General features: G+C 60.9%; 24 protein-coding genes and 1 pseudogene. 10 read left to right on the top strand and 15 right to left on the bottom strand.

Annotation, left to right across the window (positions count from 1 at the left end; genetic code table 11):
* A partial coding sequence (locus WAO69_RS16395) for a DM9 repeat-containing protein (protein ID WP_422181092.1) occupies positions 1-721 on the top strand: 721 nt, incomplete at its 5' end.
* On the opposite strand, the gene WAO69_RS16390 is transcribed toward WAO69_RS16395, so the two are convergent.
* Both WAO69_RS16390 and WAO69_RS16385 read right to left on the bottom strand, forming a co-directional pair.
* A complete protein-coding gene (locus WAO69_RS16390) occupies positions 718-1173 on the bottom strand; it encodes a GAF domain-containing protein (RefSeq protein ID WP_422181090.1) in 456 nt (151 codons plus the stop codon). The two genes, WAO69_RS16395 and WAO69_RS16390, sit on opposite strands and share 4 nt — an antisense overlap.
* Positions 1174-1199: 26 nt before the next feature.
* Positions 1200-2372, bottom strand: a complete 1173-nt coding sequence (locus tag WAO69_RS16385) for a thiolase family protein (RefSeq protein ID WP_422181088.1) — start codon at positions 2370-2372, stop codon at positions 1200-1202.
* Positions 2373-2463: 91 nt separating this feature from the next.
* Between WAO69_RS16385 and WAO69_RS16380 the strand changes: the two genes are divergently transcribed.
* The 3 genes from WAO69_RS16380 to WAO69_RS16370 all read left to right on the top strand — a co-directional run bounded on the left by WAO69_RS16380 (position 2464) and on the right by WAO69_RS16370 (position 5102).
* Complete coding sequence (locus WAO69_RS16380; protein ID WP_422181086.1) at positions 2464-2802, top strand: STAS domain-containing protein; 339 nt, start codon at positions 2464-2466, stop codon at positions 2800-2802.
* A gap of 49 nt (positions 2803-2851) precedes the next feature.
* On the top strand, positions 2852-3283 hold the full coding sequence (locus tag WAO69_RS16375) for an ATP-binding protein (RefSeq protein WP_422181084.1): 432 nt from the start codon (positions 2852-2854) through the stop codon (positions 3281-3283).
* Positions 3284-3524: 241 nt separating this feature from the next.
* Positions 3525-5102, top strand: coding sequence for a gamma-glutamyltransferase family protein (locus WAO69_RS16370; RefSeq protein WP_422181082.1), 1578 nt, complete (start codon positions 3525-3527; stop codon positions 5100-5102).
* A 33-nt stretch (positions 5103-5135) separates the two neighbouring features.
* On the opposite strand, the gene hspQ is transcribed toward WAO69_RS16370, so the two are convergent.
* Positions 5136-5462, bottom strand: coding sequence for a heat shock protein HspQ (hspQ, locus tag WAO69_RS16365; RefSeq protein WP_422181080.1), 327 nt, complete (start codon positions 5460-5462; stop codon positions 5136-5138).
* A gap of 85 nt (positions 5463-5547) precedes the next feature.
* On the opposite strand from hspQ, the gene WAO69_RS16360 reads away from it, so the two are divergent.
* Positions 5548-6429 carry an AEC family transporter gene (locus WAO69_RS16360; protein WP_422181078.1) on the top strand — a complete coding sequence of 294 codons (882 nt, stop codon included), beginning with the start codon at positions 5548-5550 and terminating at the stop codon, positions 6427-6429.
* A 76-nt stretch (positions 6430-6505) separates the two neighbouring features.
* Positions 6506-7096, top strand: a complete 591-nt coding sequence (locus tag WAO69_RS16355; RefSeq protein ID WP_422181076.1) for a lytic transglycosylase — start codon at positions 6506-6508, stop codon at positions 7094-7096.
* 13 nt (positions 7097-7109) lie between these two features.
* Here WAO69_RS16355 and WAO69_RS16350 read toward each other — a convergent pair whose 3' ends face one another.
* The 4 genes from WAO69_RS16350 to WAO69_RS16335 form a co-directional block, all read right to left on the bottom strand.
* Positions 7110-7706 (bottom strand): LolA family protein, encoded by a 597-nt coding sequence (locus WAO69_RS16350; protein WP_422181074.1) that lies wholly within the window; start codon positions 7704-7706, stop codon positions 7110-7112.
* A gap of 71 nt (positions 7707-7777) precedes the next feature.
* On the bottom strand, positions 7778-10663 hold the full coding sequence (locus WAO69_RS16345; protein WP_422181072.1) for a DNA translocase FtsK 4TM domain-containing protein: 2886 nt from the start codon (positions 10661-10663) through the stop codon (positions 7778-7780).
* A gap of 20 nt (positions 10664-10683) precedes the next feature.
* The gene (locus tag WAO69_RS16340) at positions 10684-11865 is read right to left on the bottom strand and encodes an aminotransferase class I/II-fold pyridoxal phosphate-dependent enzyme (RefSeq protein ID WP_422181098.1); all 1182 of its coding nucleotides are present in this window, start codon (positions 11863-11865) and stop codon (positions 10684-10686) included.
* A 108-nt stretch (positions 11866-11973) separates the two neighbouring features.
* Positions 11974-13302 carry an amidase gene (locus WAO69_RS16335; protein WP_422181070.1) on the bottom strand — a complete coding sequence of 443 codons (1329 nt, stop codon included), beginning with the start codon at positions 13300-13302 and terminating at the stop codon, positions 11974-11976.
* 87 nt (positions 13303-13389) lie between these two features.
* On the opposite strand from WAO69_RS16335, the gene WAO69_RS16330 reads away from it, so the two are divergent.
* On the top strand, positions 13390-14616 hold the full coding sequence (locus tag WAO69_RS16330) for an FAD-dependent monooxygenase (RefSeq protein WP_422181068.1): 1227 nt from the start codon (positions 13390-13392) through the stop codon (positions 14614-14616).
* An 83-nt stretch (positions 14617-14699) separates the two neighbouring features.
* Here WAO69_RS16330 and WAO69_RS16325 read toward each other — a convergent pair whose 3' ends face one another.
* The 6 genes from WAO69_RS16325 to WAO69_RS16300 all read right to left on the bottom strand — a co-directional run bounded on the left by WAO69_RS16325 (position 14700) and on the right by WAO69_RS16300 (position 19424).
* On the bottom strand, positions 14700-14885 hold the full coding sequence (locus WAO69_RS16325) for a Trm112 family protein (RefSeq protein WP_422181066.1): 186 nt from the start codon (positions 14883-14885) through the stop codon (positions 14700-14702).
* On the bottom strand, positions 14882-15523 hold the full coding sequence (locus WAO69_RS16320; RefSeq protein WP_422181064.1) for an LON peptidase substrate-binding domain-containing protein: 642 nt from the start codon (positions 15521-15523) through the stop codon (positions 14882-14884). The genes WAO69_RS16325 and WAO69_RS16320 overlap by 4 nt, the downstream gene beginning before the upstream one ends.
* Positions 15524-15549: 26 nt before the next feature.
* Entirely contained in the window at positions 15550-16467 is a 918-nt protein-coding gene (locus WAO69_RS16315; protein ID WP_422181062.1) for a tetratricopeptide repeat protein, read from the bottom strand.
* 68 nt (positions 16468-16535) lie between these two features.
* Positions 16536-17324, bottom strand: a complete 789-nt coding sequence (locus WAO69_RS16310; protein WP_422181060.1) for an exodeoxyribonuclease III — start codon at positions 17322-17324, stop codon at positions 16536-16538.
* A gap of 64 nt (positions 17325-17388) precedes the next feature.
* The gene (locus tag WAO69_RS16305; RefSeq protein WP_422181058.1) at positions 17389-18363 is read right to left on the bottom strand and encodes a zinc-dependent alcohol dehydrogenase family protein; all 975 of its coding nucleotides are present in this window, start codon (positions 18361-18363) and stop codon (positions 17389-17391) included.
* Between the two features lie 374 nt (positions 18364-18737).
* On the bottom strand, positions 18738-19424 hold the full coding sequence (locus tag WAO69_RS16300; protein WP_422181056.1) for a response regulator transcription factor: 687 nt from the start codon (positions 19422-19424) through the stop codon (positions 18738-18740).
* Between the two features lie 161 nt (positions 19425-19585).
* Here WAO69_RS16300 and ribA point away from each other — a divergent pair, with 161 nt between their 5' ends.
* Both ribA and WAO69_RS16290 read left to right on the top strand, forming a co-directional pair.
* On the top strand, positions 19586-20677 hold the full coding sequence (ribA, locus tag WAO69_RS16295; protein ID WP_422181054.1) for a GTP cyclohydrolase II: 1092 nt from the start codon (positions 19586-19588) through the stop codon (positions 20675-20677).
* Between the two features lie 26 nt (positions 20678-20703).
* Positions 20704-21189, top strand: a complete 486-nt coding sequence (locus tag WAO69_RS16290) for a L,D-transpeptidase family protein (protein WP_422181096.1) — start codon at positions 20704-20706, stop codon at positions 21187-21189.
* Positions 21190-21378: 189 nt separating this feature from the next.
* On the opposite strand, the gene WAO69_RS16285 is transcribed toward WAO69_RS16290, so the two are convergent.
* Positions 21379-22029, bottom strand: a complete 651-nt coding sequence (locus tag WAO69_RS16285) for a YggS family pyridoxal phosphate-dependent enzyme (protein ID WP_422181052.1) — start codon at positions 22027-22029, stop codon at positions 21379-21381.
* 102 nt (positions 22030-22131) lie between these two features.
* The gene (locus tag WAO69_RS16280) at positions 22132-23196 is read right to left on the bottom strand and encodes a porin (protein ID WP_422181094.1); all 1065 of its coding nucleotides are present in this window, start codon (positions 23194-23196) and stop codon (positions 22132-22134) included.
* An 86-nt stretch (positions 23197-23282) separates the two neighbouring features.
* Here WAO69_RS16280 and WAO69_RS16275 point away from each other — a divergent pair.
* A pseudogene (locus WAO69_RS16275) lies at positions 23283-23795 on the top strand (hypothetical protein); the annotation flags it as partial.

Here is a 23795-nt window from a genome sequence, read left to right as displayed (position 1 = left end):
CAAGGAATCCAGATCGGATCGCTATGATGGCCAGTTGGTGGTGTGCCGCGCCGAGCACGAGGACGGCATGCATCCCGGCAAGATCGTGATCAACCATTGCATGTTCGGCTATGCCGGCAAGGAAATCCAGGCGCGCGATTATGACGTGCTGGTGCGCAAATCCGCCAACCAGACCCTGCCGGTGGCCTTGTCGGATTATCTGAGCCGGGAGGATCTGCGCTTTAGGATCGAGGGGGTGTTCGAGGGGACGCGTGGTGTCAGATCCAGCATCGTCACCGGCCCGGAACGGCCGGTGACTGCGCAGGATTGCGCCCCGTTCGGAACGCCGCAGCCGGTCGCGCAGGCCGAGCCTGAGGCCGCCCCCCGGTCGACAGACTTTTCGGCACCGATGCAGATCAGTCGCAACACGCCGTTGCGGGCTGTGCCGGACACCACCGAGCCGGCCATCGACGGTCAGGTGATCGCAAGCCGGTCGCTGATCACCGGCGCGCCGGACAGCAGCGTGGAGGTGCGTCTGCTGCGCGTGACACCCGGAGCTTTGATCTATGGTGGTGATGTGATGGCGGTGCAGCGCGCGCTGACGGCGGCGGGCTGGCCGGTTCTGGAGGATGGCATCTATGGGCCGCGCACCGAAGCCGCGATCCGCATGTTCCAGCGCGCCAACGGCTTGCGCGTCGACGGGATCGTGGGTCCGCGCACCGAGCGTCGGCTGGGGCTTTAGCGGGCGAAGACAAAGGCCTTGTCCAGGATGGATTGCAGCTGGTCTGCATCCTCCTGGGTGAAGGCGTCTGGCTGATCGCTGTCGATATCCAGTACGCCCAGCAGAGAGCCGCGCCCGTTGCGCACCGGGATCACCAGTTCCGAACGCGTGGAGGCCGCACAGGCGATATGGCCCGGAAAAGCGTCGACATCGGCCACCAGCTGGACCTGACCGGTGCGGGCGGCTGCACCGCACACACCCTTGTCAAAAGGAATCGTCAGGCAGCCGTGGCCGCCCTGATAGGGGCCGATCTTGAGCACGCCCGGAGTATAGACGCGGTAGAACCCCGTCCAGTCGAAGCGGTCATCGGCGCTGTGCACTTCGCAGGCGATCGTCGCCATGAGGGCCACGGCATCCTTTTCGCCTTCGGTCAGCGCAGCGATGGTTCTGGCAAGGGTCGCATAATCGGCCATGGCGTGGTGTCTTTCCTGTGCGGCTGTCAGATGCGTTCGATCGCGATGGCAGTGCCTTCTCCGCCGCCAATGCAGATCGCCGCAATGCCGCGTTTCAGGCCGCGGGTTTCCAGCGCATTCAGCAGCGTGACCATGATGCGTGCACCGGACGCGCCAATGGGATGACCCAGCGCACAGGCACCGCCGTTGACGTTCACCTTGTCGCGCGGCAGGCCCATTTCCTGCATGAATGCCATGGGCACGACTGCGAAGGCTTCGTTGACCTCCCAGAGATCGACGTCGTCCGTGCTCCAGCCCAGCCGGGCGAGCAGTTTGCGCGCCGCCGGGACAGGTGCCGTGGGGAACAGCGCCGGGGCCTGAGCATGGCTGGCGTGACCCAGGATGCGGGCCCGGATGGTGAGGCCCTGCGCGCTGGCGGCCTCGGCGCTGGCCAGCACAAGCGCGGCGGCTCCGTCGGAGATCGAAGAGGAGTTCGCCGCTGTCACCGTTCCGTCCTTGCGGAAGGCCGGTTTGAGCTGGGGGATCTTTTCGGGGCGCGCCGAGGCGGGTTGTTCATCGGCGCGGATCACCACATCGCCGCTGCGCGTGGACAGGGTAACGGGTGTGATTTCAGCGTCGAACGCGCCGCTTTCCTGCGCCGCGAGCGCATTGGAAAGCGAGGTCAGCGCATAGGCGTCCTGCGCTTCGCGGGTGAACTGGAAGGCTTCGGCGCAGTCTTCGGCAAAGGTGCCCATGAGGCGGCCCTTGTCATAGGCATCCTCAAGCCCGTCGAGGAACATGTGGTCCTTGACCTCGGCATGGCCAAGACGGGCCCCGCCGCGCATCTTGGGCAGCATGTAGGGGGCGTTGGTCATGCTTTCCATGCCGCCCGCGATCATCGTGTCGGCGTGACCCAGCGCGATCTGGTCAAAGGCCATCATCGCCGCTTTCATGCCCGAGCCGCACATCTTGTTGAGCGTGGTGGCCGGCACCTCTTCGCCAAGGCCCGCGGCAAATCCGGCCTGACGCGCCGGAGCCTGACCCTGACCGGCAGGAAGAACGCAGCCCATCAGCACTTCGTCCACGGTGGTGAGGCCAGCGCCCTGCATCGCGGATCTGATGGCGATGCCACCAAGCTCGGCGGCGGGCATGCCGTCAAAAACCCCCTGAAACCCACCCATCGGCGTGCGGGATGCGCCTGCAATCAAAACGTCTTTCATGGTCTTCCTCCTCAACCTCCGGTTCCTCACCGAATGGTAAGACTTGCCGCCTAACCTGGGGCCCTGACATCCCTTGACCTAGGACCGTTCAATGAGCCTTGCAAGCACTGACATCGACACTGCCCGTATCATCACCGTCTTGGCCAATCGGATCGACGCCGCCATGGCGATCCGCTTCAAGGAGGACATGCGACAGATGACATTGTCTGCACCGGACCGGGTGATCGTGGATCTGTCAGAGGTGGATTTCATCGACTCCAGCGGTCTGGGGGCGATCGTGGCCGCGATGAAACAGCTGCGCGAAGGGCAAAGGCTGGAACTGGCCGGCTTGACGCCCACGGTCAGCAAAGTGTTCCGCCTGACGCGCATGGATACGGTGTTCAGCCTGTTCGACACGCTGGAGGAGGCGGTTGCGCCGCGCCCTTCTTGAGACAGATCTGCCGGGATCGGAGGCTGAGATGGCGTTGGATCATCTGCGAATGACATACCAGTTCACTTGCAGGGCATCAGAGCTGGAGGTGCGCAGCCTTATGGCGCAACTGGGCAGCGCGCTGCGCGAAAGCGCGCTGGAAGATGATCTGCAAAGCTCGGTCGAGATCGCCGTGACGGAAGCGCTGAACAACATCGTTGAACACGCCTGCGCGGGGATATCCGATGCGCTGATCCGGATTGATCTCACGATCAAGGCGGCCCATGTCATCGTGCATCTGCAAGACCCCGGCGCGGCACTGCCCGGCTGCCGTATTCCGCAGGCGCGCGCTCTGGATCTGGCCGTGGGGCGGGACGATCTGCCGGAAGGGGGATTCGGCTGGGGCCTGATCCATGCCCTGACCGATCAGCTGGAGTACAGCCGCAGTGAAGGCGCAAACCGCCTGAGGATGCGGTTTGCCCGCGGATCTTCTGTGTTGTGAGTCGGGCTGAGAAAGCCAAAAGCCACAACTATGCCCAGATCACACCCAATTGCGGGCCAACTGTAACAGCATATTCGTTCATGTAGCTGCATATAGCTTCCCTCGGCGCCGTGTGTTAACAGCCCCCACCCAGTGCGCGGCGTCGAGGAACCTTCCCGCTTCTTTCACGCTTTCGCACGCTGGCAATTGCCGGGACGCGCTCTAGTATCGCGTCACGCGAACCAAAGGAGCACGAAACATTATGCGCGATTTTCACCTGCCCGGTCGTTCTGCCGTCATGGCTCAGAATGGCATGTGCGCCACTTCCCATCCATTGGCGGCCTCGACGGCGATCGATATTCTGAACCGGGGCGGAAACGCGATGGATGCCGCGATTGCCGGTGCCGTGCTGCTGGGCCTTTGTGAGCCGCAAATGACGGGAATCGGCGGCGATTGCTTCGTTCTTTATTCCCGCGCCGGCAGTGATGAGGTTCTGGCCCTGAATGGATCGGGACGTGCACCTGCCGCGGCACATGCCGCCAGCCTGCGTGCGGCCGGAGAGGCGGTTATACCGACCTATTCGCCCCATGCCGTGACGATTCCGGGCGCGATGGATGCGTTCTGCCGCTTGTCCGAAACCGAAGGCAAGCTGGGTCTGGATACGCTTTTGGCCCCGGCCATCCGCTATGCCGAAGAAGGCATCCCGGTGGCAGCACGGGTAGCCTTCGACTGGGCCGGCGATGCTGACGTTTTGCAGGGTCATGCGCGCGATCTGTTTCTCGTTTCGGGTCGCGTGCCGATGCCGGGCGATATATTCCGCGCGCCCCAGCAGGCCGAAGTGCTGCGCCGCGTTGCCAAGGACGGGCGCGATGCGTTTTACACGGGCGAGATCGCCGAAGACATGGTTGCCACGCTGCGTGCTCATGGCGGGGTGCATACGCTTGAGGATTTCGCCGCCACGCGCAGTGATGCGACAACGCCGGTGAGCGGCATGTATCAGGGGGTTGAGCTGGTCGAGCATCCGCCCAACGGTCAGGGTGCCACGGCGATCCTGATGCTGAACATCCTGAGCCATTTCGATATCGCCGGGATGGAGCCATTCGGTGTCGAGCGCGCCCATATCGAAGCCGAAGCAGCCAAGCTGGCCTATGATGCACGCAACCGGTTCATGTCGGATGCGGATTACATGACCCGGCTGGATCACCTGCTGTCGCCTGAAACGGCGGCCGGTCTTGCCGCGCTCATCGATCCCAATCGCGCCATGGCGGGCCCTGCGGCCCTGTCCGAAGCGGTGCACAAGGACACGATCTATATCTCGGTCGTGGACAAGGATCGCATGGCGGTCTCATTGATCTATTCGATTTTTCATGGCTTCGGCTCGGGCATCGCATCCGAAAAACACGGGATTCTGTTTCACAACCGTGGTGCCGGGTTCACCTTGGAAGAAGGCCACCCCAACGAATTGATCGGCGGCAAGCGCCCGATGCATACGATCATTCCGGCGATGCTGCGCGACCAGGGGCGTGTCACCATGCCATTCGGTGTGATGGGCGGTCAGTATCAGGCCAATGGTCATGCGCGCGTCGTGACCAACCTGAAGGACTTTGGCATGGATCCGCAGGCCGCTCTGGATGCGCCCCGCTCGTTCCCGGATGACGGAAAGCTGCAGGTCGAGCGGGGATATTCCGACAGCGTGCGTCAGCAACTGGCGGATATGGGGCACGATGTCACCATTCCCGACAAGCCGATCGGCGGTGCTCAGGCGATCCACATCCGTCCGGACGGCGTGCTGGAAGGCGCGAGCGATCCGCGCAAGGATGGCTGTGCATTGGGCTATTGAGTCGGTGCCGGGGGCGCATGCGCTCCCGGCGCGTCAGTTCAGCTGGAAGTGCAGCGGATAGGATCCGTCCTCAAGCGGGCCGAACATGTCTTCGATGTCAGGATGTCCGACAGGCTCGCCAGAGTAATCCGCGACCAGGTTCTGCTCGGACACATAGGCGACGTAATAGGATTGGTCGTTTTCCGCCAGCAGGTGATAAAACGGCTGTTCCTTCCTGGGACGGCTGTCCTCGGGAATCGCCTGATACCATTCTTCGGTGTTCGAGAACTGCGGATCGACATCGAACACCACGCCGCGAAACGGGTGTTTTCTGTGCCGGACGATCTGTCCAAGGTGATATTTTGCGCGCGTCGTATACATAGTGTTGCAGCCCCTGAATAACGGTATTAGCCGGGAACGGCATCCAATGTCCAATGGTTGACGTCATTTTTCCGGGAAACAGTCTGTGAACCTTATCTTTACAGTGTTGGATATCGTCGCGCCGGTGTTTCTGCTGGCTGCGATCGGGTTCATATGGGTCAAGGTCGGGGCAGAATATCGCATTCGCTTTGTCACGCAGTTGTCGATGACGCTGGGTGTGCCATGTCTGATTTTCACCGCTTTGATGAAATCGGAGATCGAACCGACCGCCCTGACCAACCTGTTGCTGGCAACGCTGGCGGCCTATGGTGCGGTTGTTGTGGCGATGGTTTTGCTGGTCCGTTTGCTGAAGCTGGATATGCAGACCTTCACGGCCCCGCTGATTTTCGGAAACACCGGCAACCTGGGTCTGCCACTGGCGTTGTTCGCCTTTGGCGATATCGGGCTGAGCTATGCTGTGGTCGTGTTTGCGGTGATGGCGATCCTGTCCTTTACCCTTGGGATCTGGCTGGTGGTTGGGGGTGGGTCTCCGCTCCGGGTGCTCAAGGAACCGATTGTGGGCGCGACGCTGCTGGGCGCGCTGTTTCTGTGGCAAGGGTGGGAAACGCCGCAGTTTCTGACCAATACGCTTGAGCTGATCGGGCAGATCGCGATTCCGCTGATGCTGATCACGCTGGGTGTGGCGGTGGCGCGGCTGAATGTCAGCGGGATGGGTCGAACCGCGGCCCTGGCGCTGGTAAAGCTGGTGATCTGCGCCGGGCTGGCCTGGATGATCGGGCTGCAGTTTTCGCTGGATGATGTCGCCTTTGCGGTTCTGGTGTTGCAGCTGGCGACGCCGGTCGCGGTCACCTCGTATCTGCTGGCCGAGAAATACGGCGCGGATGCAGATTCCGTGGCCGGTCTGGTTGTCGCGTCGACGCTTTTATCCGTTCTGGCGCTGCCTCTTCTGCTTGCGGTGCTGATCTGAGGCAAAAGTGATTTCCCAATCGGCACAAATGGTGTAAATTGGAAAAAAATACAAAAAACGATATCGCGAGAGGCAGATGAGCAGATCCCTTCGCGCAATGCTGTTGATACTGATGCTGGCGTCCTGTGGGGGTGGGTATAACTCGGCCCCGCGCAATCTGGACAATGCCTGCAGTATTGTTGGTGAGCGCCCCGAATACCTTCGTGCCTTCAGGGCAACCGAACGCCGCTGGGGCGTGCCGGTTCATGTTCAGATGGCCACCATTTATCACGAAAGCCGGTTCGTGGGCGATGCGCGCCCGCCCTATCGCTATACGCTGGGCATCATTCCGATGGGCCGGCAATCCTCGGCCTTCGGCTATAGTCAGGCGCTGGATGGAACCTGGGACGAATACCGCCGCGAGACAGGCAATCGCGGTGCCAAGCGCGACCGCATCCGTGATGCCAGTGACTTCATGGGCTGGTACATGGCCGAAACCAGAGAGCGGCTTGGAATTCCCCTGTCGGATGCTCGCAACCAGTATCTGGCCTATCATGAGGGACGTACAGGCTATGCGCGCGGCAGCTACAACAGCAAAAGCTGGCTGTTGCGGGTATCCAGCAATGTGCAGAGCCGCGCCAACATGTATGAAAACCAGCTTTCAAACTGCAGGCGGGCGCGGTCCTGAACGGACCTCGCCCCTAGCGGCCCGGGCTTTCGCCGATCGTCTGGGTGTTGAACAGCACATCAGAGATCGCGCCGCCTGTTTCCAGCGCCCTGAGCACGACGGTGGTCTGACCGCCGCCGCCATCGGTGATCACCCATTTCCTGAGCTCAACCGGATCAGCGGTGAACATCAGCTGGATGTTCCCGTATTCGGGATTTTCCGGGTCCTGCGCCGTGACCACGGTGGCTGTGCCGTCATAAGCATGGCCGGTCACCATATTGGCCCGATCCAGATCGACGTTGCGCTCCAGAATGATCGACAGCGGCGTGCGCGCAAGCGGATAGGTTTCGGGATCCGTGTTGGATTTCGGATCAAAGATCACCACGGCCCCGCCGCCTGCAACGACCACGGCTTCTTCGGGCGGATCATACTGAAACCGCACGCGGCCGGGCCGCTTGATGTAAAGCATACCCGTCGAGAGCGAACCATCATCATTGATCTGCGTGAACGGGGCCTGCGCCGTTTGCATCTGGTTGAGATAGGTCGAGATATCCGACAGCGGCAGCTTGTCGGCCAGGGCCGGGGCCGCGCTTGCGAGGATCAGACAGGATGTGAGCAAGTACCGTTTCATGAAGGGTATCTAATCATGTCTTTGGGCGATTGCACCCATCGCGGCGTCACATCCGCGCGATGGGCGAAACCTTACTGCTCGGGGACCAGAATCTCGCGCTTGCCCACATGGTTGGCAGGCGAGACAAGGCCTTCTTCTTCCATCTGCTCAACCAGACGCGCGGCCTTGTTATAGCCGATCGCCAGTTTGCGCTGGATATACGAAGTCGAACATTTGCGATCCTTGATCACGATCTGCACGGCAGTGTCATAAAGGGCGTCTTCGCTGTCGGTATTGCCGCCAAGCCCAAGAACCAGATCAATATCGTTTTCCTTGCTCTCATCGGGGCCTTCGACCACACCGCCGATATAGGCGGGAGGACCAAAGCCTTTGAGGTGATTGACGACCTCTTCGACTTCTTCATCGGACACGAAAGGCCCGTGGCAGCGCGTGATCTTGGCTCCGCCCGCCATGTAAAGCATGTCCCCCATGCCCAGCAGCTGTTCGGCACCCATTTCACCCAGGATGGTGCGGCTGTCGATCTTGGAGGTCACCTGGAAGGAAATCCGGGTGGGGAAGTTGGCCTTGATCGTGCCGGTGATGACATCGACCGACGGGCGTTGCGTGGCCATGATCAGGTGGATTCCGCTTGCCCGCGCCATCTGGGCCAGACGCTGGATGCAGGCCTCGATTTCCTTGCCCGCAACCATCATCAGGTCAGCCATCTCATCGACGATGACGACGATGTAGGGAAGCACCTCGGGCACTGTCTCTTCGGTCTCGAATACGGGTTCGCCGGTCTCGTCATCAAATCCGGTCTGAACCGTGCGCGAGAACAGCTCGCCCTTGGCCAGCGCTTCGCGAACCCGGCCATTGTGACCTTCGATGTTGCGCACGCCCATTTTGGACATCCGGCGATAGCGATCTTCCATTTCGCCCACGACCCATTTCAGCGCGACAACCGCTTTCTTGGGGTCCGTCACAACGGGCGAGAGCAAATGCGGAATGCCGTCATAGACGGAAAGTTCCAGCATCTTGGGGTCGATCATGATCAGGCGGCATTCCTGCGGTGTCAGCTTGTAAAGCAGCGACAGGATCATTGTATTGATCGCCACGGATTTCCCCGAGCCGGTGGTGCCCGCGATCAGCAGGTGGGGCATCTTGGCAAGGTTGGCCACAATCGGATCGCCACCGATATCCTTGCCCAGCGCCAGCGGCAGGCGCATGTTGCTGTCGCCAAAATCGCGCGAGGCGAGGATTTCACGCAGCACGACCTTTTCGCGGTGTTCATTGGGCAATTCGATCCCGATCACGCTGCGTCCCGGCACGGTCGAAACACGCGCCGAAAGGGCCGCCATTGAGCGGGCGATATCATCCGCCAGACCGATAACGCGCGAGGCCTTGAGGCCCGGAGCGGGCTCAAGCTCGTACATGGTCACCACGGGACCGGGACGGACGCTGACGATCTCGCCCTTGACGCCATAGTCATCCAGAACGCTTTCCAGCATGCGCGCGTTTTCTTCGAGGGCCTCGTCGCTCAGGTGATGGCGTTGGATCTGCGTCGGGCTTTCCAGCAGGTTGAGCGGAGGAAGTTCGAATTCGGCATGCGTGTCTTCAAAGGCCAGGGCGGGCTGTGCTTCGGCCTGCGCTCGCCGCGAGGGGGCAGGTGCCTTGCGCTGCAGGTTCTGCACGACCTTGCGCGGTTCAGCGACGGGGATCGCCTGGGACGGCGCAACGGGTTGTTCCAGCGGCAAGGCCTGCGCTTCGGCTTCGGGCTGCGGGATCGGTTGGGGCGCTGCGCGCAAGGGTGGTTCGGCGCGCATCTGTGGCGCGCGGTCAGCGGCGGTCAGCGGCGGCTCGGGCGGCAATGCGTCGGGCGCGCGATAGATCAGCGGGTCAGGTCCACGGCCCAGACCACGGGTGAGCGGCGCATCGGCCACAAGGCCCGGCGCACGGACGGGTGCCTGACGCACGCGGGATTTGATCACATCGGCGATCTTTGCGCGGATACGCTCTTCTCCCGGAGCCTCGACATCGAGGCCCTCATAGGCCGGTGTCTCGATCAGTTCAGGATCGGGCATCGGCTCGGGGCGGCGGATCAGGGATGCCAGAAGACCCGGTTTGGTTGGCTGTTCGGGTACCATCGTCTCGGCGGCGAGGGCTGAAGATCCGGCCATCACAGGGGGTGCCACGCGCCTGAGGGGCGGTTCGGCATGGACCTTCGGTTCGCTGGCATATTGCGACTGATCAAGGGCGGCCCTTGCCTCGCGGCGTTCGGTGCGACGTTCATTGAGGGTCTGCGCAGTGCTGACGGTTTTCCCTGCGGCAGTGGCCAGAATGGCCACCAGACCGGCATAGATCATCACCACGCCAATCATCATGAAGCGCGCAAGGCGCATGACTTCGGGCTTGGTGAACCCCAGAACAAAGCCAACCATCGCCAGCATGGCCAGAGCCAGAACCGCCGACAGGATGTTGATGCCCACCACGGGGCTGAGCGGCAACAAGGTAAGCAAGGCACCCATCACGGTCTCGCCGAAGAGGCCGCCCAGACCAAAGCTGTGCACGCTGATCCAGTCCTGCCCCGGCACAAGTGTCGCCGCATAGATCGAGGTCAGCGCCACGGCAATCGGTGCAAAGATCAGACGGCCCACGGCGCGTTCTTCTCCGCGGTGCAGGGCAAGACGGCCACCCCAGACAACAAGGATCAACGCGATCGACCAACTGCCCCAGCCGATGATCATGAACAGCGGGGCGGCGATGGCTGCGCCAAGACGGCCCATCAGGTTCTGGACCGGCGCATCTGTCGAGACCATCCAGTTGGGATCATCCGGCGTGTAGGAACCGATCATCAACGCGGCCATGACACCCAGAGTGATCAGCACAAGGCCAATCAGCTCTTTTCCGCGCCGTTCGATGGCAGCTTGCATGTTGCTGTCCAGAAGTGGGTCGCGTCTGCGTTGATTCAGTGATGCCATACTCGTCCCTCGGTCTTTCTTTATGCGAAAAGACAGTCACGCAGGGTGATCAGCCCGCGTGCCATCTCGTCTTTTGGAGCCACCATGGCGACTCGGATGTATCCTTTGCCCGGGTTCTCGCCCCCGGCGTCTTGTGACAGGTAAGCCCCGGGCAGAACCCGTACGCCCGTTTCTTTCCACAGCTTCAGCGCGGCCTGTTCACCGTCCTCGACAGGCAGCCAGAGGAAGAACCCGGCTTCGGGGCTCATGTAGCCGGGCACATTGCCCAGAATTTCGTCAGCGATGACGTATTTCTCGCCATAGAGGCGGCGGTTTTCGATCACATGGGCCTCATCCGCCCAGACCTTGGCGGCCGCGGCCTGAAGCGGCGTCGGCAGGGGCGTGCCAGCATAGGCACGCAGCATCTTGGTGCGCCGGATGGTTTCAGCGCCGCCCGCGATGAATCCCGAGCGCAGGCCTGGAAGGTTCGAGCGTTTTGACAGAGAATGGAAAATCACGACACGATCCGGGTCAGCGCCCATCTCGCGCGCCACCTCAAGCGCCCCGGTGGGAGGCGTATCGCGATAGATCTCAGAATAACACTCATCCGCGAAAATCTTGAAATCATATTGTTCGGCCAGCGCGATCAGATCCTGCCAATAGGTCTTGGTCGCAACGGCCCCCTGCGGGTTTGCTGGCGAACAGATATAGGCAATCGCCGTGCGATTGAGAACATCGGCCGGAAGGGACGCATAATCCGGCAAATGTCCGGATTGGCCAGTGGCAGGCACAAACCGCGCCTCGGCCCCGACGGAAATCGCGGCAATCATATAGACCTGATAAAACGGGTTGGGGCAGAGAATGATCGGCACCTTGCCGTTCTTTGTCTCGGGGCACAGCGCCATGGCCGCGTTGTAAAGACCTTCGCGCGTCCCGTTCAGCACCATCACTTCGGTTTCCGCATCCAACGCCACGCCATAGCGACGCGCGACCCAGTCGGCGATGGCCCCGCGCAGGGCAGCTGAGCCTTCGTTGGGCGGATAGCTGTTGAACCCGGCGGCATTGGCGATGATTTCATCGGTAATCCATGCCGGGAAGGCATGCTTGGGCTCTCCGATTGTCATATGCACAGGAGGTCCGCCCGGTTCATGCACGTCCAACAGGTCGCGCAAACGCGGGAACGCATAGGCCGGTAGGTTCGAAAACCGCTCGGGGAACTCCATCGTATCTGCCTCAATGCCGGGATCGTGCATGTCCCGTTTGCGTTGAAATTACATCGCGCCGTGCGCTCCGTCCACAAAAAGCGGAGCAAGGCCGGGCATTTGTGGCATTTAAGCCAGAGCGGCCTCGGCGGCAGAGCCGATGCGCAAAAGCGCCTCTTCCATGTTCGGTGCCCCCATCAGCATGATCCCGCAAGAGGCAACGCCTGTCGGCAGCGTCAGCGCGCATAATCCCATCAGGTTGCCCACGCGCGTATTGCGCAGCGCCATAAGGTTCTCGGTTACGAAATAGTCATGATCGCTGTGCAAGCGTTCGATATTGGGCGGCAGGATCGGAGCGGTGGGGCAAAGAACCGCGTCAAAACCGGCTGTGGCCGCATCCCATTTGGCCCGTATCGCGTCAATGCGGGCCCAGGCCGACACATATTCGTGGCCCGGTACGGATTTCCCAAGACGGAACCTCTCAAGGATCTGGTCGAACATCACATCGGGATTTGCTTCGATCACATCCCTCCAAAGCCCGTATGCTTCGACGGTGAACAACACCGCTGCCAGCGCCATGGCCTCGTTCAGGTCGGGAAACTCCAGCGGTTCGACACTGGCACCTGCAGCCTGCAACCGCTCGACAGCCCCCTCGTAGGCCGCCCGCGGCACATCGCGGATATCATCCAGAACACAGGTCTGAAGGGTTGCCAGACGCCGCCCCTTGAGGCTCGCGCCGCGCAGATCAGGCCCCGGGGTGCCTTCCATCGCCCCAAGCAGAAGCGCCGCATCCTCGACAGAGCGGCACAAGGGGCCGATGGTGTCGAATTTCAGACAGAGCGGCACAACACCTTCCAGGGTCAGACGCCCCGATGTGGTCTTCAGACCCACCAGATCGTTCCAGGCGGCCGGAATGCGGACCGATCCGCCTGTATCCGACCCGATGCCCGCCGGTGCCAGATCGAACGCGACCGAGGCCGCCGCCCCGGAAGACGATCCACCCGGAGCCGCCCCCGCATCATTGACATTGGGCGAGGTGGCGGTGATCGGGTTCAGACCCAGACCCGAGAACGCCAGTTCGCTCATATGGGTTTTGCCCAGGCAGATCAGCCCCATGGCAGTGGCATTGCGCAAGACCACGCAATCGCGATCCGGAATGCGACCCTTCAAGAGGGCCGAGCCGGATTCGGTCGCCACGCCTGCGGTATCAAACAGATCCTTCCAACTGATCGGCACACCATCCAGCGCAGACAGCCTGCGCCCCGAGCGGGCACGCTGCGCGGCGGCCTCGGCCTCGGCCAGGGCGCGGTCATGGGTGACGCGGGCATAGATCCGGCCGGTCTCGGCATGGGCATCAATCGCATCCAGATAGGTCCGGGTCAGAGCGACCGGATCGATCTCTCCCGCGGCGATGCCGCGACCCAAATCCGCTGCTGTCATGGTAAGCCAGTCCTGCATCACGCCGTCTCCTGCATATGATTTCGCGGCACGGTAGCGACAGGACCGCACATGGACAATCCCGCTCGGACATCCATATAGCGAGGCATGACACATGACAGCGACATCCTGATCGTAGGCGGCGGATTGAACGGCCCGGCACTGGCATTGGCAATGGCCCAGACCGGCCATTCGGTCACCGTCATCGACGCGCTGAACGAAGCCACCCGCAAGGAGGATGGCTTTGATGGTCGCTCCTATGCGCTGGCCCTGGGCTCACAACGGTTGCTGGCAACCCTGGGACTGTGGGACGAACTGGCCGGGAATGCCCAGCCCATGCTCGAGATCAAGGTCACCGATGGGCGCGCAGGCGAAGGCCCCTCCCCGTTCTGGATGCATTTCGATCACGCCGAGATCGAAGAAGGCCCCATGGGATACATGGTCGAGGACCGCTATCTGCGCCGCGCCTTCCTCGGTGCAATGGCCGATGAGCCCCGGATCACGCATCTGAGCGGCAAGACCGTCGTGGCCCAGGATATCTCGACACAGGCAGTGGCGGTGCACCTGCAGGACGGAACGCGCCTGACGGGCCGCGTCCTGATCGGCTCGGACGGACGGCGCAGCGCCACCGCCGAACGCGCCGGGATCAAACGCACCGGATGGGGCTATGGCCAGACGGCTCTTGTTTGCGCCCTGGCCCATGAACTGCCCCATAATGGCGTGGCGCATCAGTTCTTCATGCCACCCGGCCCGCTCGCCATCCTGCCGCTGACGGGCAATCGCAGCTCCATCGTCTGGTCGGAAACAGATACCGAGGCCGCACGGATCAATGCTCTGAGCGATGCCGATTACCTGGACGTGCTCCGCCCCCGCTTTGGCAGCTTCCTGGGTGAGATTTCCCTCACTGGCCAGCGCTTTACCTATCCGCTGGGGCTGACCCTGGCCAACAGCTTCATTGCCGATCGTCTTGCCTTGATCGGCGATGCCGCCCACGGCGTTCATCCGATCGCCGGTCAGGGTCTGAATGCAGGTCTGCGCGATGTCGCCGCCCTTGCCGAAACCCTGACCCGGGCCGCCCGTCGCGGCGAAGACATCGGTTCCGAGCAGGTTCTGGCACGCTATCAACAATGGCGCCGGTTCGACACCGCCACGCTGGCACTGGCCACAGACACGTTCAACCGCCTGTTTTCAAATGATAACCCGCTGCTGCGCGCCGCGCGCGATATCGGCATGGGCGTGGTCAATGCCCTGCCCTCCTTGCGGCGCAGCTTTATCCGCGAGGCGGCCGGCCTGACAGGCGACGTGCCCCGCCTCATGCAGGGCAAACCGATCTAGGCCTATCTCGGGCTTCTTTCTGGACAAAATACCCTGGGGGAGTCCCGAAGAGACGGGGGCAAAGCCCCCAGACCCCAGCAGGTTCACTGCAGCGCGCGGGCCTCGTCGACCAGCATCACCGGAATGCCATCGCGGATCGGAAAGGCCAGGTTCGCACGTTCCGAAATCAGTTCCTGCGCGCTGGCGTCATATTTCAGCGTTGCATGGGTGACCGGACAGATCAGAGCCTCGAGCATGTGCCGATCAAGGCGTGCGGCGGCGTCGCTCATTGCATCATCTCTTCGCTGTTTCCCCCACGCAGCGCGAATTCGATCAGCGTGACAAGCGTTTCGCGGCGCGTGGTCAGGGAGGGGGCCTCAAGCAGCGCCTGTTTGTCTTCGGGTTTGAAATCCAGAAGCATCGACAGCGAATTGATCAACAACTCATCATCGGCGTCTTTCAGCGTGTCCCAATCCGTCGACAGCCCACGGGCCGAAAAGTACCGCTCCAGAAGCAGCATCAAACTGTGACGGTTGAACCCCTTGTCCACTTCCTCGGGGCCCAGATCGCGGTCGAAACCGTCCCAGATCACGTTGCATTTCCGATAGGGCGAAAAGCCGGTGATCTCTTCCACGATCCGGAATCGGGATGCACCCGACAAGGTAATCAGGAAACGCCCATCCTCGGTTTCAGAAAACTGGGTGATCTTTCCGGCGCAGCCGATGTGGTGCAGCGCGTCTTTCTTGCCGCGCATCGGGTTGGGCTGGATCATTCCGATCAGGCGCGTACCGGATTTCAGCGCGTCTTCTATCATCTGCAGATAGCGCGGTTCGAAAATGTGAAGCGGCAGTCGCGAGCGAGGCAACAAAAGCGCCCCGGGCAACGGAAAGACGGCAAGCGTCTGTGGCAGGTCAGCGGCCTTTATCATGAACCTGAACTAGCGTGCGCGTTGCATCAGGCAAATATCATCGAGCTGAGCTTGCGCCGCCCGTTCAATGCGATGGGATCATTCGGCTTGAGCGCCTCGAATATCGTGAACAGCTGCGCCTTGGCCGCTGCGTCGTTCCATTCGCGGTCCCTGCGGAAAATCTCAAGCAGGTGATCGACCGCCGCTTCGCCATTGCCCGAAGCATAAAGCGCCTGGGCCAGATCATAGCGCGCCTGATGGTTGTCGGGATCGCTGTCGACCTGCGCCTGCAGCTCTGCCACGGGGCCGGCATTCTCGGCCTGCCGCGCCAGTGCCAATTGCGCATGCGCCGCTTCCAGTTCGGGCGTACCCGAAATCTCGGCGGGTGCACCATTCAGGATCGCTTCGGCCTGATCGAGATCGTTCAGCGCGATATGGGCGCGCACAAGCCCGCCATATGCGCCCGCGTGATTTGGATCTTCGCCAAGGATCGCCGCAAAGGTTTGCGCGGCATCGACCGCTGCACCCTCAAGCAACATGTCTTCGGCGGCCTGGGCGGCTTCGTCCAGCGCTTCGGCGGGCGATTCACCGCCGGCGGCCTTGATCACCCGTTCGACGAAAGCCTGAATCTCCGAGCCGGGCTGCGCGCCTTGAAAGCCGTCGATCGGCTGGCCCTGATAAAAGGCATAGACGGTCGGGATCGACTGGATCTGCAACTGTCCTGCCAGCATTTGTGCCTGGTCCACGTTGACCTTGACCATGCGGACCGCGCCTTTCGCTGCGGTCACCGCCGCTTCGAGCATCGGGCCAAGGGTCTTGCAGGGCCCACACCACGGAGCCCAGAAATCAACGATCACCGGCACGGTTTTCGAGGCTTCGACAACGTCGGCCATGAACTCCGCTTCGGAGCTGTCTTTGATCAGATCGCCCTCTGCGGGCGCGGTAGAGAGTCCCAGATCCATCATTTGTCTGTCCTCTGCTTGAGTGCGTTTGAGTGTATATGTGTGCTTGTGCGCGGAATCAAAGGCTTTAATCACAGATCGAAACTGGCGAAAACCGGCGCGTGATCGCTGGGTTTGTCCCATCCGCGCGCGCTACGCAAGACCCGGCTGGAGTGACCTGCGTTCGAGATATCGCCGGTTGCCCAGATATGATCCAGCCGGCGGCCCTTGTCTGCCTCGTCCCAGTCACGCGCACGATACGACCACCAGCTATAAAGAAGCCCCTCGGGAATATCCTGTCGCGTGATATCAACCCAGCCACCTGCATCCTGCGTTGCGCCCAGGTGTTCGACCTCGACTGGTGTATGGCTGACGATTTTCAAAAGCTGCTTGTGGTTCCACACGTCATCCTCGCGCGGGGCGATGTTGAGATCGCCGACCAGGATCGATTTCTGCGGTGTCTCGGCATGAAACACATCGCGCATCTCGGTCAGGAAATCGAGCTTCTGGCCAAATTTGTCGTTCTGTTCACGATCCGGGATGTCACCGCCCGCAGGCACATAGAAATTGTGGATTGTCACCCCGTTCTCAAGCTGCCCGGCGACATGCCGGGCATGGCCCAGTGAGGCGAAATCCCGACTTCCCGCGTCCTTGATGGGCAGTTTGGACAGGATGGCGACGCCGTTGTAACCCTTTTGGCCACGCGCCACCAATTGGGTGTATCCAAGCGCATGAAATGCATCCAGGGGGATCTTGTCGACCGGGGATTTGCACTCCTGCAGGCAGAGCACATCGGGTGTCTCTTCGCTCAGAAGCTTGCACACCAGTGCTTCGCGTAGCCGAACCGAATTGATGTTCCAGGTAGCAAGAGTAAAGGGCATCGGGGATTCCTTGGCTGATTTGCGGCGCACCCTATCGAGACGCGCCGCAGGATGCCATGGGCGATCAGATGCCGTTGGGTGCCAGCAACACTTTGCCGGTGCGTTCGCCCGCCATGGTATAGCTCACGGCCTCGGTGATGTCCTCAAGGGCAAACACCTTGTCGATGAGCGCAAACAGCGTGCCCTGCGCCACAGCCTGGGTCAGCGACGCATAAACCTGCATGCGCTCTGCCTTGCTGGCCTTTGAGAACCAGTGCACCAGCCAGAACCCCTTGATGGTGATATCGCGGAAGATCATCGACCCTGCAGAGATCTGGGCGGGTTGCATCGACATAGCGCCATAATTCACAAGGACACCGCCCTCTTCCAATGTCTCGGCCAAGCGCCCGAAGGTCTCGCCAGCCACCGCATCCAGGGCAAGTTTCATCTTGGCCCCGGTCTTCTGGCGCACCTCTTTGGCAAGGTCCGGACCATCGACCAGCACCGCAGAAGCGCCGATCTCTTCCAGGGCTGGCGCGGCACTTTCACGACGCACCACGCAGCAGACATTGATCCCCCTGGCTTTGGCCAGTTGCACCACATAGGTGCCAACCGCTGAATTCGCGGCCGACTGGATGATCCAGTCACCTTCCTTCAGATGCACGAATTCGCTCAGAAGCAGATGCGCCGTTGCAGGATTGACCATCAGCATCGAAAGCTGATCCAGATCGCCTTCGGGCATGGGGACCAGGTGGCTGATCTGGCCGACGATTTCCGTGCGCCAGGCACCATCGCCAATGGGCAGCAGCACCAGTTGGCCAACCTTGATCCCCTCGCCGTTCACTTCGCTGACGCGCCCAATACCTTCATTGCCCGCAGTCGCAGGCAGTGGCGGGCGCACACCGTAGTCCCCGGCAACCTGGATGTAATCAGATGGATTGATCGGCGAACGCAGCACCTCAATGCGCGCCTGACCGGGCTCCAGCGCGACGCTGTCCTCTTCGATCAGTTCCAGAACTTTTGCGGGATGTCCAAACTCACGATAAATGACGCGTTTCACGGGCGTCTCCTTCCCTGCTGACAAGGCCTGCACCATGGCGCGCCCGCTGAGGCGTGAAAACCCACGCCGTAGCGTCAAAAAAAGGCCGGACACTAAGTCCGGCCAAGTCCAACAGGGAGGTATGCATGTCGGTCCCCGGACATGCACGGGATACGTTATCCCTAAAGATGCAAAGAAAGTGTGACTTTGATCTGGGTCAAATTTTGCGTCGCCATCCGGTCCGTCCTGGCTTTTCATGCTTGAATATGTTCGTGAGTGACACGTCCGGCATAAGCGGCGGCGGGGCCGAGGCCAAAAAAAAGACCCGAGCGCAAGGCTCGGGTCAGTCCAACAGGGAGGTTGCAGGCCATAACCCGGGCCTGCGGCGGGATCATTTACGCAACCAGACGATAACCGCCTGATTCGGTAACAAGAAGGCGCGCATTTGACGGATCTGGTTCGATTTTCTGACGAAGCCGGTAAATATGCGTCTCAAGCGTATGTGTCGTCACCCCCGCATTATAACCCCAGACTTCGTGCAGCAGGACATCGCGCTGCACCACACCGTCGTTGGAACGATAGAGGAATTTCAGAATATTGGTTTCTTTCTCGGTCAGACGGATCTTCTTGTCGTCTTCCGTGATCAGCATCTTCATCGATGGCTTGAACGTATAGGGCCCAAGCGTGAAGACCGCGTCTTCGGATTGCTCATGCTGGCGCAGTTGCGCGCGGATGCGGGCCAGAAGAACGGGGAACTTGAACGGCTTGGTCACATAGTCATTGGCACCGGCATCCAGACCCAGAATGGTGTCGGAGTCGCTGTCATGACCGGTCAGCATCAGGATGGGTGATTTCACACCCTGCTTGCGCATCAGGCGGCACAGTTCGCGCCCGTCGGTATCCGGCAAACCCACGTCCAGGATCACCAGATCATAGATCGCCTCTTTGGCACGGACCATGGCATCGGCACCATTGCCCGCCTCGAAGACATCGAAATCCTCGGTCATGACCAGCTGTTCGCTGAGTGCCTCGCGCAGATCTTCATCATCATCGACAAGCAGTATTTTCTTGAGTTGGGCCATATCATGGTCCTCCGTGTTGGCTGTAACTGAGATGAAGCCGCCATCCTCTTTCGGCAAGATTTGCTGCAACTGTTTCACGCTGACGTGTTTGGGACATGGCAAATGTTTCATGTTTCTGCAAAAAAGCCTAAGGGACGCGGGACACAACAGAAAGAACCGGCATGCGCCTGACACCGGATACCACCGAACTTCTGGCCCGCGCGCGGGGTGATCTGCGCATGGGTCTGCCGGTTGTTCTGTCCGTGAGCAGCGGCGCGGTTCTGGCTGCTGCGGCGGAAACGCTCTCGGGCGAGCGCCTGGCACAGATGCGCGCGTTGGGGGCCGGGACAGTGCTGGCGATCACCGCACGACGCGCCGAAACGCTGAAAGCCCGTGCTTATGACGGGGATCTGGCCCGGATCGTGCCTCCGTCGGATGCCGATCTGCGCTGGTTCCTGTCGGTGGCAGACCCTGCGGATGATCTCAATGCTCCGATGAAGGGTCCATTGCAGACGGTGCGCGAGGGCAGCGCCGCGCTGCACAGGTTGGCGCTTGGGCTGGTCAAGTCAGCGCGGCTGTTACCCGCTGCGGTGATCACCCAGATCAATGATGGTGCCGCCTTTGCGGCTGAAAACGGGCTGACCCGCATCGAATCAACCGAGGCAGAAGGGTATTTGACCGCGAACAGCCCGCTGCATGAGATCATCAGCGCGCGCCTGCCGATGGAGGTGTCCGAGGCCGGGCGTTTGCATGTCTTCCGCCCTGAAGATGGCGGCGAAGAGCACTATGCCATCGAAATCGGTCGCCCGGATCGTGGCCAGCCCGTCCTGACGCGGCTGCATTCGGCCTGTTTCACCGGCGACCTGATGGGTTCGCTCAAATGCGATTGCGGGCCGCAACTGCGCGCCGCTCTCGCCCAGATGGGACAAGAGGGCGCTGGCGTGCTGCTGTACCTCAACCAGGAGGGGCGCGGAATTGGGCTGGCGAACAAGATGCGTGCATATTCCCTGCAAGATCAGGGGTTTGATACGGTCCAGGCCAATCACCGGCTGGGCTTTGAGGATGATGAGCGGGATTTCCGGCTTGGCTCGGATATCCTGAAGAAAATGGGCTTTTGCGCTGTCCAGCTGCTGACGAACAACCCCGCCAAGATCGACATCATGGAGCGCAACGGTATCAAGGTCACCGCGCGCGTGCCGCTGAAAGTCGGCGAAACGGCTCACAATCGCGGCTACCTTGCGACCAAGGCGGCAAAATCCGGGCATATGCTGTGAACCGGCTGCCGGCGCAAAAACGGGCCATGGATATGGTGCTGACCCCTTCGGGCCTGCGTTTCCTGGGGCGCACATTCCCCTGCACCATTGGGCGCGGCGGGCTTTCATCGCGCAAACGCGAGGGCGACGGGGCCACGCCCCGGGGGTGTCATGGGCTGGTCGGCATGTTGTATCGCCCTGACCGTCTGGCGCGACCTGCGGATTGGGCCGTGCCGATCGGACCGCCGGATCTGTGGTCGGATGATGTGACCGACCCGGATTACAACCTCATGGTGCGTGCGCCCCATCCCTACAGTCACGAAATCCTGCGCCGGGCAGATCCGCTGTATGATCTGGTGATCCTGACAGACTGGAACTGGCCCAGTGCGGTGCGCGGGCGCGGGTCGGCAATCTTTATTCATCAATGGCGCAGGCCCGGTTATCCGACCGAGGGCTGCATCGGGCTGAGACGCGATCACCTGCATTGGATCGCGCCACGGATCACCTTTGGCACCCGACTGATCGTGACCTGATCAATCAGGGCGGTTTCGCATGGCAGTGGCTGCGATCATCCACTGGCAAGCATATGTGCCGTCCGGCGGTCAGGCGCATTTGTACGTGAACGCGCCAAATGGCCGTTGACACTTGGTGCCCTGCTTCTTTCCAAGCTGAAAGGCATGATCGTGCGACAAAGGTGCGTTCCGGCCAGCCCTTGCGGGCGATCAGGTCTCGCGGGATCCGAAAATCGCCGAGCCGACGCGAACATGCGTGGCTCCCAGGGAAATTGCTGTTTCGAAATCACCGCTCATACCCATGGACAGGCCTGTAAGGCCGGTGCGGCTGGCCAGCTTGGCCAATAGCGCGAAATGCAGCGCCGGTTCTTCGTCGACAGGGGGGATGCACATCAACCCCAGAACCGGCAGATCCAGCGCGCGGCACTCGGCCACGAAGGCATCGGTGTCTGCTGGCAGTATTCCGGCCTTTTGAGGCTCTTCCCCGGTGTTGACCTGAATGAACAGATCGGGGCACTGGCCCATCTCCTGGGCAAGGCGCGCAAGGGCATTGGCAAGTTTGGAGCGGTCCAGCGTGTGGATCACATCGGCCAGTTCCATCGCCTGGCGGGCCTTGTTGGTCTGCAGCGGGCCGATGATATGCAGCTTGATGCCGTCAAATCGCTCACGGAAACCGGGCCATTTGCTAGCCGCCTCCTGCACCCGGTTTTCGCCGAACACGCGATGGCCCTGCTCAAGAACCTCTGCAACCCTCTCATCGGGCTGCATCTTTGAAACCGCAATAAGCGTTGTGTCGCCCACCGGGCGGCCTGCGGCACCTTCTGCGGCGTGGATACGGGATTGGATATCGGTCAGCGACATGGGGCCCTCATCTGATACGCGCCAGTCATGCCATTAAACCGATGCAAAAGAAAAGGGCGGGTCCGAAGACCCGCCCAAATTCACGCAGTTGCGTCGTTCAGCTTAGAAGCTGAACCACACACCAGCTTGGAACGTGCTGTTGTCGTTGGAAGCTTCAATGTAACCAGCTTCGATCGAAACACCGCCACCCAGGTCATGCGACACGTTAAAGCCGTAGCCTGTGCCATCTGTTGCCAGGCCGGGGCTGTCTTCGCTGGTCACGAACACAACCGCCGAGGTTGCTGCACCAATGTCAAACGTGCCGTAGAGACCCAGTTTGTTTGAGTCGCCGCCAACAGCTGCTGTGTTGTCCATCGTGGCATATGCCAGACGCACACCCATGAAGCCCAGATCGCCAGCAACAGTGAAGACTGTAATGTCGTTGTCTGTGTTTGCAGGCAGGCCGGATTCATCATTGTGACCCAGTGCAACTGTCCAGTCACCGAACGTGTAGAACGCGCTGATGGCTGTGTTGGTTTCTTGCGGGCCTCTGCCAGCAACATCAGGTCCTGGAGGAGTGCCCACCGCGATGCCGCGAGTGGTTGCGTCGGAGTACGACACATGAACGCCAAAGTTACCTGCGGAGTAGATGACTTCCAGACCGTTCACGCCTGTGCCTGCCGAAGAGTACGCATCCCAGTCAAAGCTGTTGCCGGCCATGTTGGCAACGACCGATTGGAAGCCTGCGCCGTCGATGCCGATGTCAGCAGTGCGTGTTTCGAGGTACAGACCGGACATGCCTTCGAGAGCGCCGATGATGTTACCCACACCAACAGTGAAACCGCCGAACGATGCGAAGAAGCGTGCACCGTTGAATACTGCGCCACCGGCGACGTTGTCGCGGCTTTCAGCTTGTGCGCGGAAACGTGCACCGAATGTCACGCCACCGTCTGTTTCGGTCGACATGTCGAACTGCAGACGCAGACGGCTGGTGATGGACGTTTCGCCCATGGCAGAAGCTGCCGTACCCGGACCACCTACAAGGCCGTTTGCTTCATTCCAGTCCAGACCAAAACGGCCGTAACCGCTGATACGAACGTCTGCTGCTGCAACACTTGCGGTCGCGATCAGAGCAGTCGTTGCGAAGAGACGACTGCAATCATACGCTGGACCACACTCGACGAGCACACGCAACGACAGCGCAGACCACTTTCCCACTCATCCATGCACAGATCAGACAGTATGCATTAGTTGATCACAGCATGGAGCCTTACATGATGCCGTTCTTCAAGCGCAGTAACAGCACTGAGCCTAAGCACAGTAGCGTTGACAAGCAGATCACGGTAAACCAGTTCTTCGATGATCACTACTTTCCCCATGCCCAAGCCACAAAACGCCTGACGCATCACGACTGGAGTGTGTACAACAAGCACATGCGACCAAGCTTGGGTCGCTACTTGATGCGTGACCTCACGAACCCTGTTCTTGACGTTTGGGTGCGTGAGCAGCTGTTAGCCGGGTACCAGCGCAGCACCATCAACAAGCACATTCACTTGATGAACCGCATGCTGAACTTGGCTCGGCACTGGGGCCATGTTGAAGCGCAGAACCCGTACCAGCATAACTTAAAGAAGCTCACTGTCGGTGACTACACACAGCGTTTTCTAAGTGAAGAGGAGATCGAGCAGCTGCTCAAAGCAGCCCGCGCCAGTCGTCACCCATACATATATCTGATCGTGCAGCTGCTTATATTAACTGGCGCTCGCAAAGGTGAAGCACGATTAGCA

Source organism: Aestuariivita sp., from assembly GCF_049276915.1.
Classification (GTDB): Bacteria; Pseudomonadota; Alphaproteobacteria; order Rhodobacterales; family Rhodobacteraceae; genus Aestuariivita.
This window is presented reverse-complemented; position numbering and strand designations above follow the sequence as displayed.

Excerpts from the sequence above, each read along its gene's own strand:
- WAO69_RS16390 (WP_422181090.1), bottom strand. The coding sequence starts at position 1,173 with ATGGCCGATTATGCGACCCTTGCCAGAACCATCGCTGCGCTGACCGAA.
- WAO69_RS16385 (WP_422181088.1), bottom strand. The coding sequence starts at position 2,372 with ATGAAAGACGTTTTGATTGCAGGCGCATCCCGCACGCCGATGGGTGGG.
- WAO69_RS16380 (WP_422181086.1), top strand. The coding sequence starts at position 2,464 with ATGAGCCTTGCAAGCACTGACATCGACACTGCCCGTATCATCACCGTC.
- WAO69_RS16375 (WP_422181084.1), top strand. The coding sequence starts at position 2,852 with ATGACATACCAGTTCACTTGCAGGGCATCAGAGCTGGAGGTGCGCAGC.
- WAO69_RS16370 (WP_422181082.1), top strand. The coding sequence starts at position 3,525 with ATGCGCGATTTTCACCTGCCCGGTCGTTCTGCCGTCATGGCTCAGAAT.
- hspQ (WP_422181080.1), bottom strand. The coding sequence starts at position 5,462 with ATGTATACGACGCGCGCAAAATATCACCTTGGACAGATCGTCCGGCAC.
- WAO69_RS16355 (WP_422181076.1), top strand. The coding sequence starts at position 6,506 with ATGAGCAGATCCCTTCGCGCAATGCTGTTGATACTGATGCTGGCGTCC.
- WAO69_RS16350 (WP_422181074.1), bottom strand. The coding sequence starts at position 7,706 with ATGAAACGGTACTTGCTCACATCCTGTCTGATCCTCGCAAGCGCGGCC.
- WAO69_RS16345 (WP_422181072.1), bottom strand. The coding sequence starts at position 10,663 with ATGGCATCACTGAATCAACGCAGACGCGACCCACTTCTGGACAGCAAC.
- WAO69_RS16340 (WP_422181098.1), bottom strand. The coding sequence starts at position 11,865 with ATGGAGTTCCCCGAGCGGTTTTCGAACCTACCGGCCTATGCGTTCCCG.
- WAO69_RS16335 (WP_422181070.1), bottom strand. The coding sequence starts at position 13,302 with ATGCAGGACTGGCTTACCATGACAGCAGCGGATTTGGGTCGCGGCATC.
- WAO69_RS16330 (WP_422181068.1), top strand. The coding sequence starts at position 13,390 with ATGACACATGACAGCGACATCCTGATCGTAGGCGGCGGATTGAACGGC.
- WAO69_RS16325 (WP_422181066.1), bottom strand. The coding sequence starts at position 14,885 with ATGAGCGACGCCGCCGCACGCCTTGATCGGCACATGCTCGAGGCTCTG.
- WAO69_RS16320 (WP_422181064.1), bottom strand. The coding sequence starts at position 15,523 with ATGATAAAGGCCGCTGACCTGCCACAGACGCTTGCCGTCTTTCCGTTG.
- WAO69_RS16315 (WP_422181062.1), bottom strand. The coding sequence starts at position 16,467 with ATGATGGATCTGGGACTCTCTACCGCGCCCGCAGAGGGCGATCTGATC.
- WAO69_RS16310 (WP_422181060.1), bottom strand. The coding sequence starts at position 17,324 with ATGCCCTTTACTCTTGCTACCTGGAACATCAATTCGGTTCGGCTACGC.
- WAO69_RS16300 (WP_422181056.1), bottom strand. The coding sequence starts at position 19,424 with ATGGCCCAACTCAAGAAAATACTGCTTGTCGATGATGATGAAGATCTG.
- ribA (WP_422181054.1), top strand. The coding sequence starts at position 19,586 with ATGCGCCTGACACCGGATACCACCGAACTTCTGGCCCGCGCGCGGGGT.
- WAO69_RS16290 (WP_422181096.1), top strand. The coding sequence starts at position 20,704 with ATGGATATGGTGCTGACCCCTTCGGGCCTGCGTTTCCTGGGGCGCACA.
- WAO69_RS16285 (WP_422181052.1), bottom strand. The coding sequence starts at position 22,029 with ATGTCGCTGACCGATATCCAATCCCGTATCCACGCCGCAGAAGGTGCC.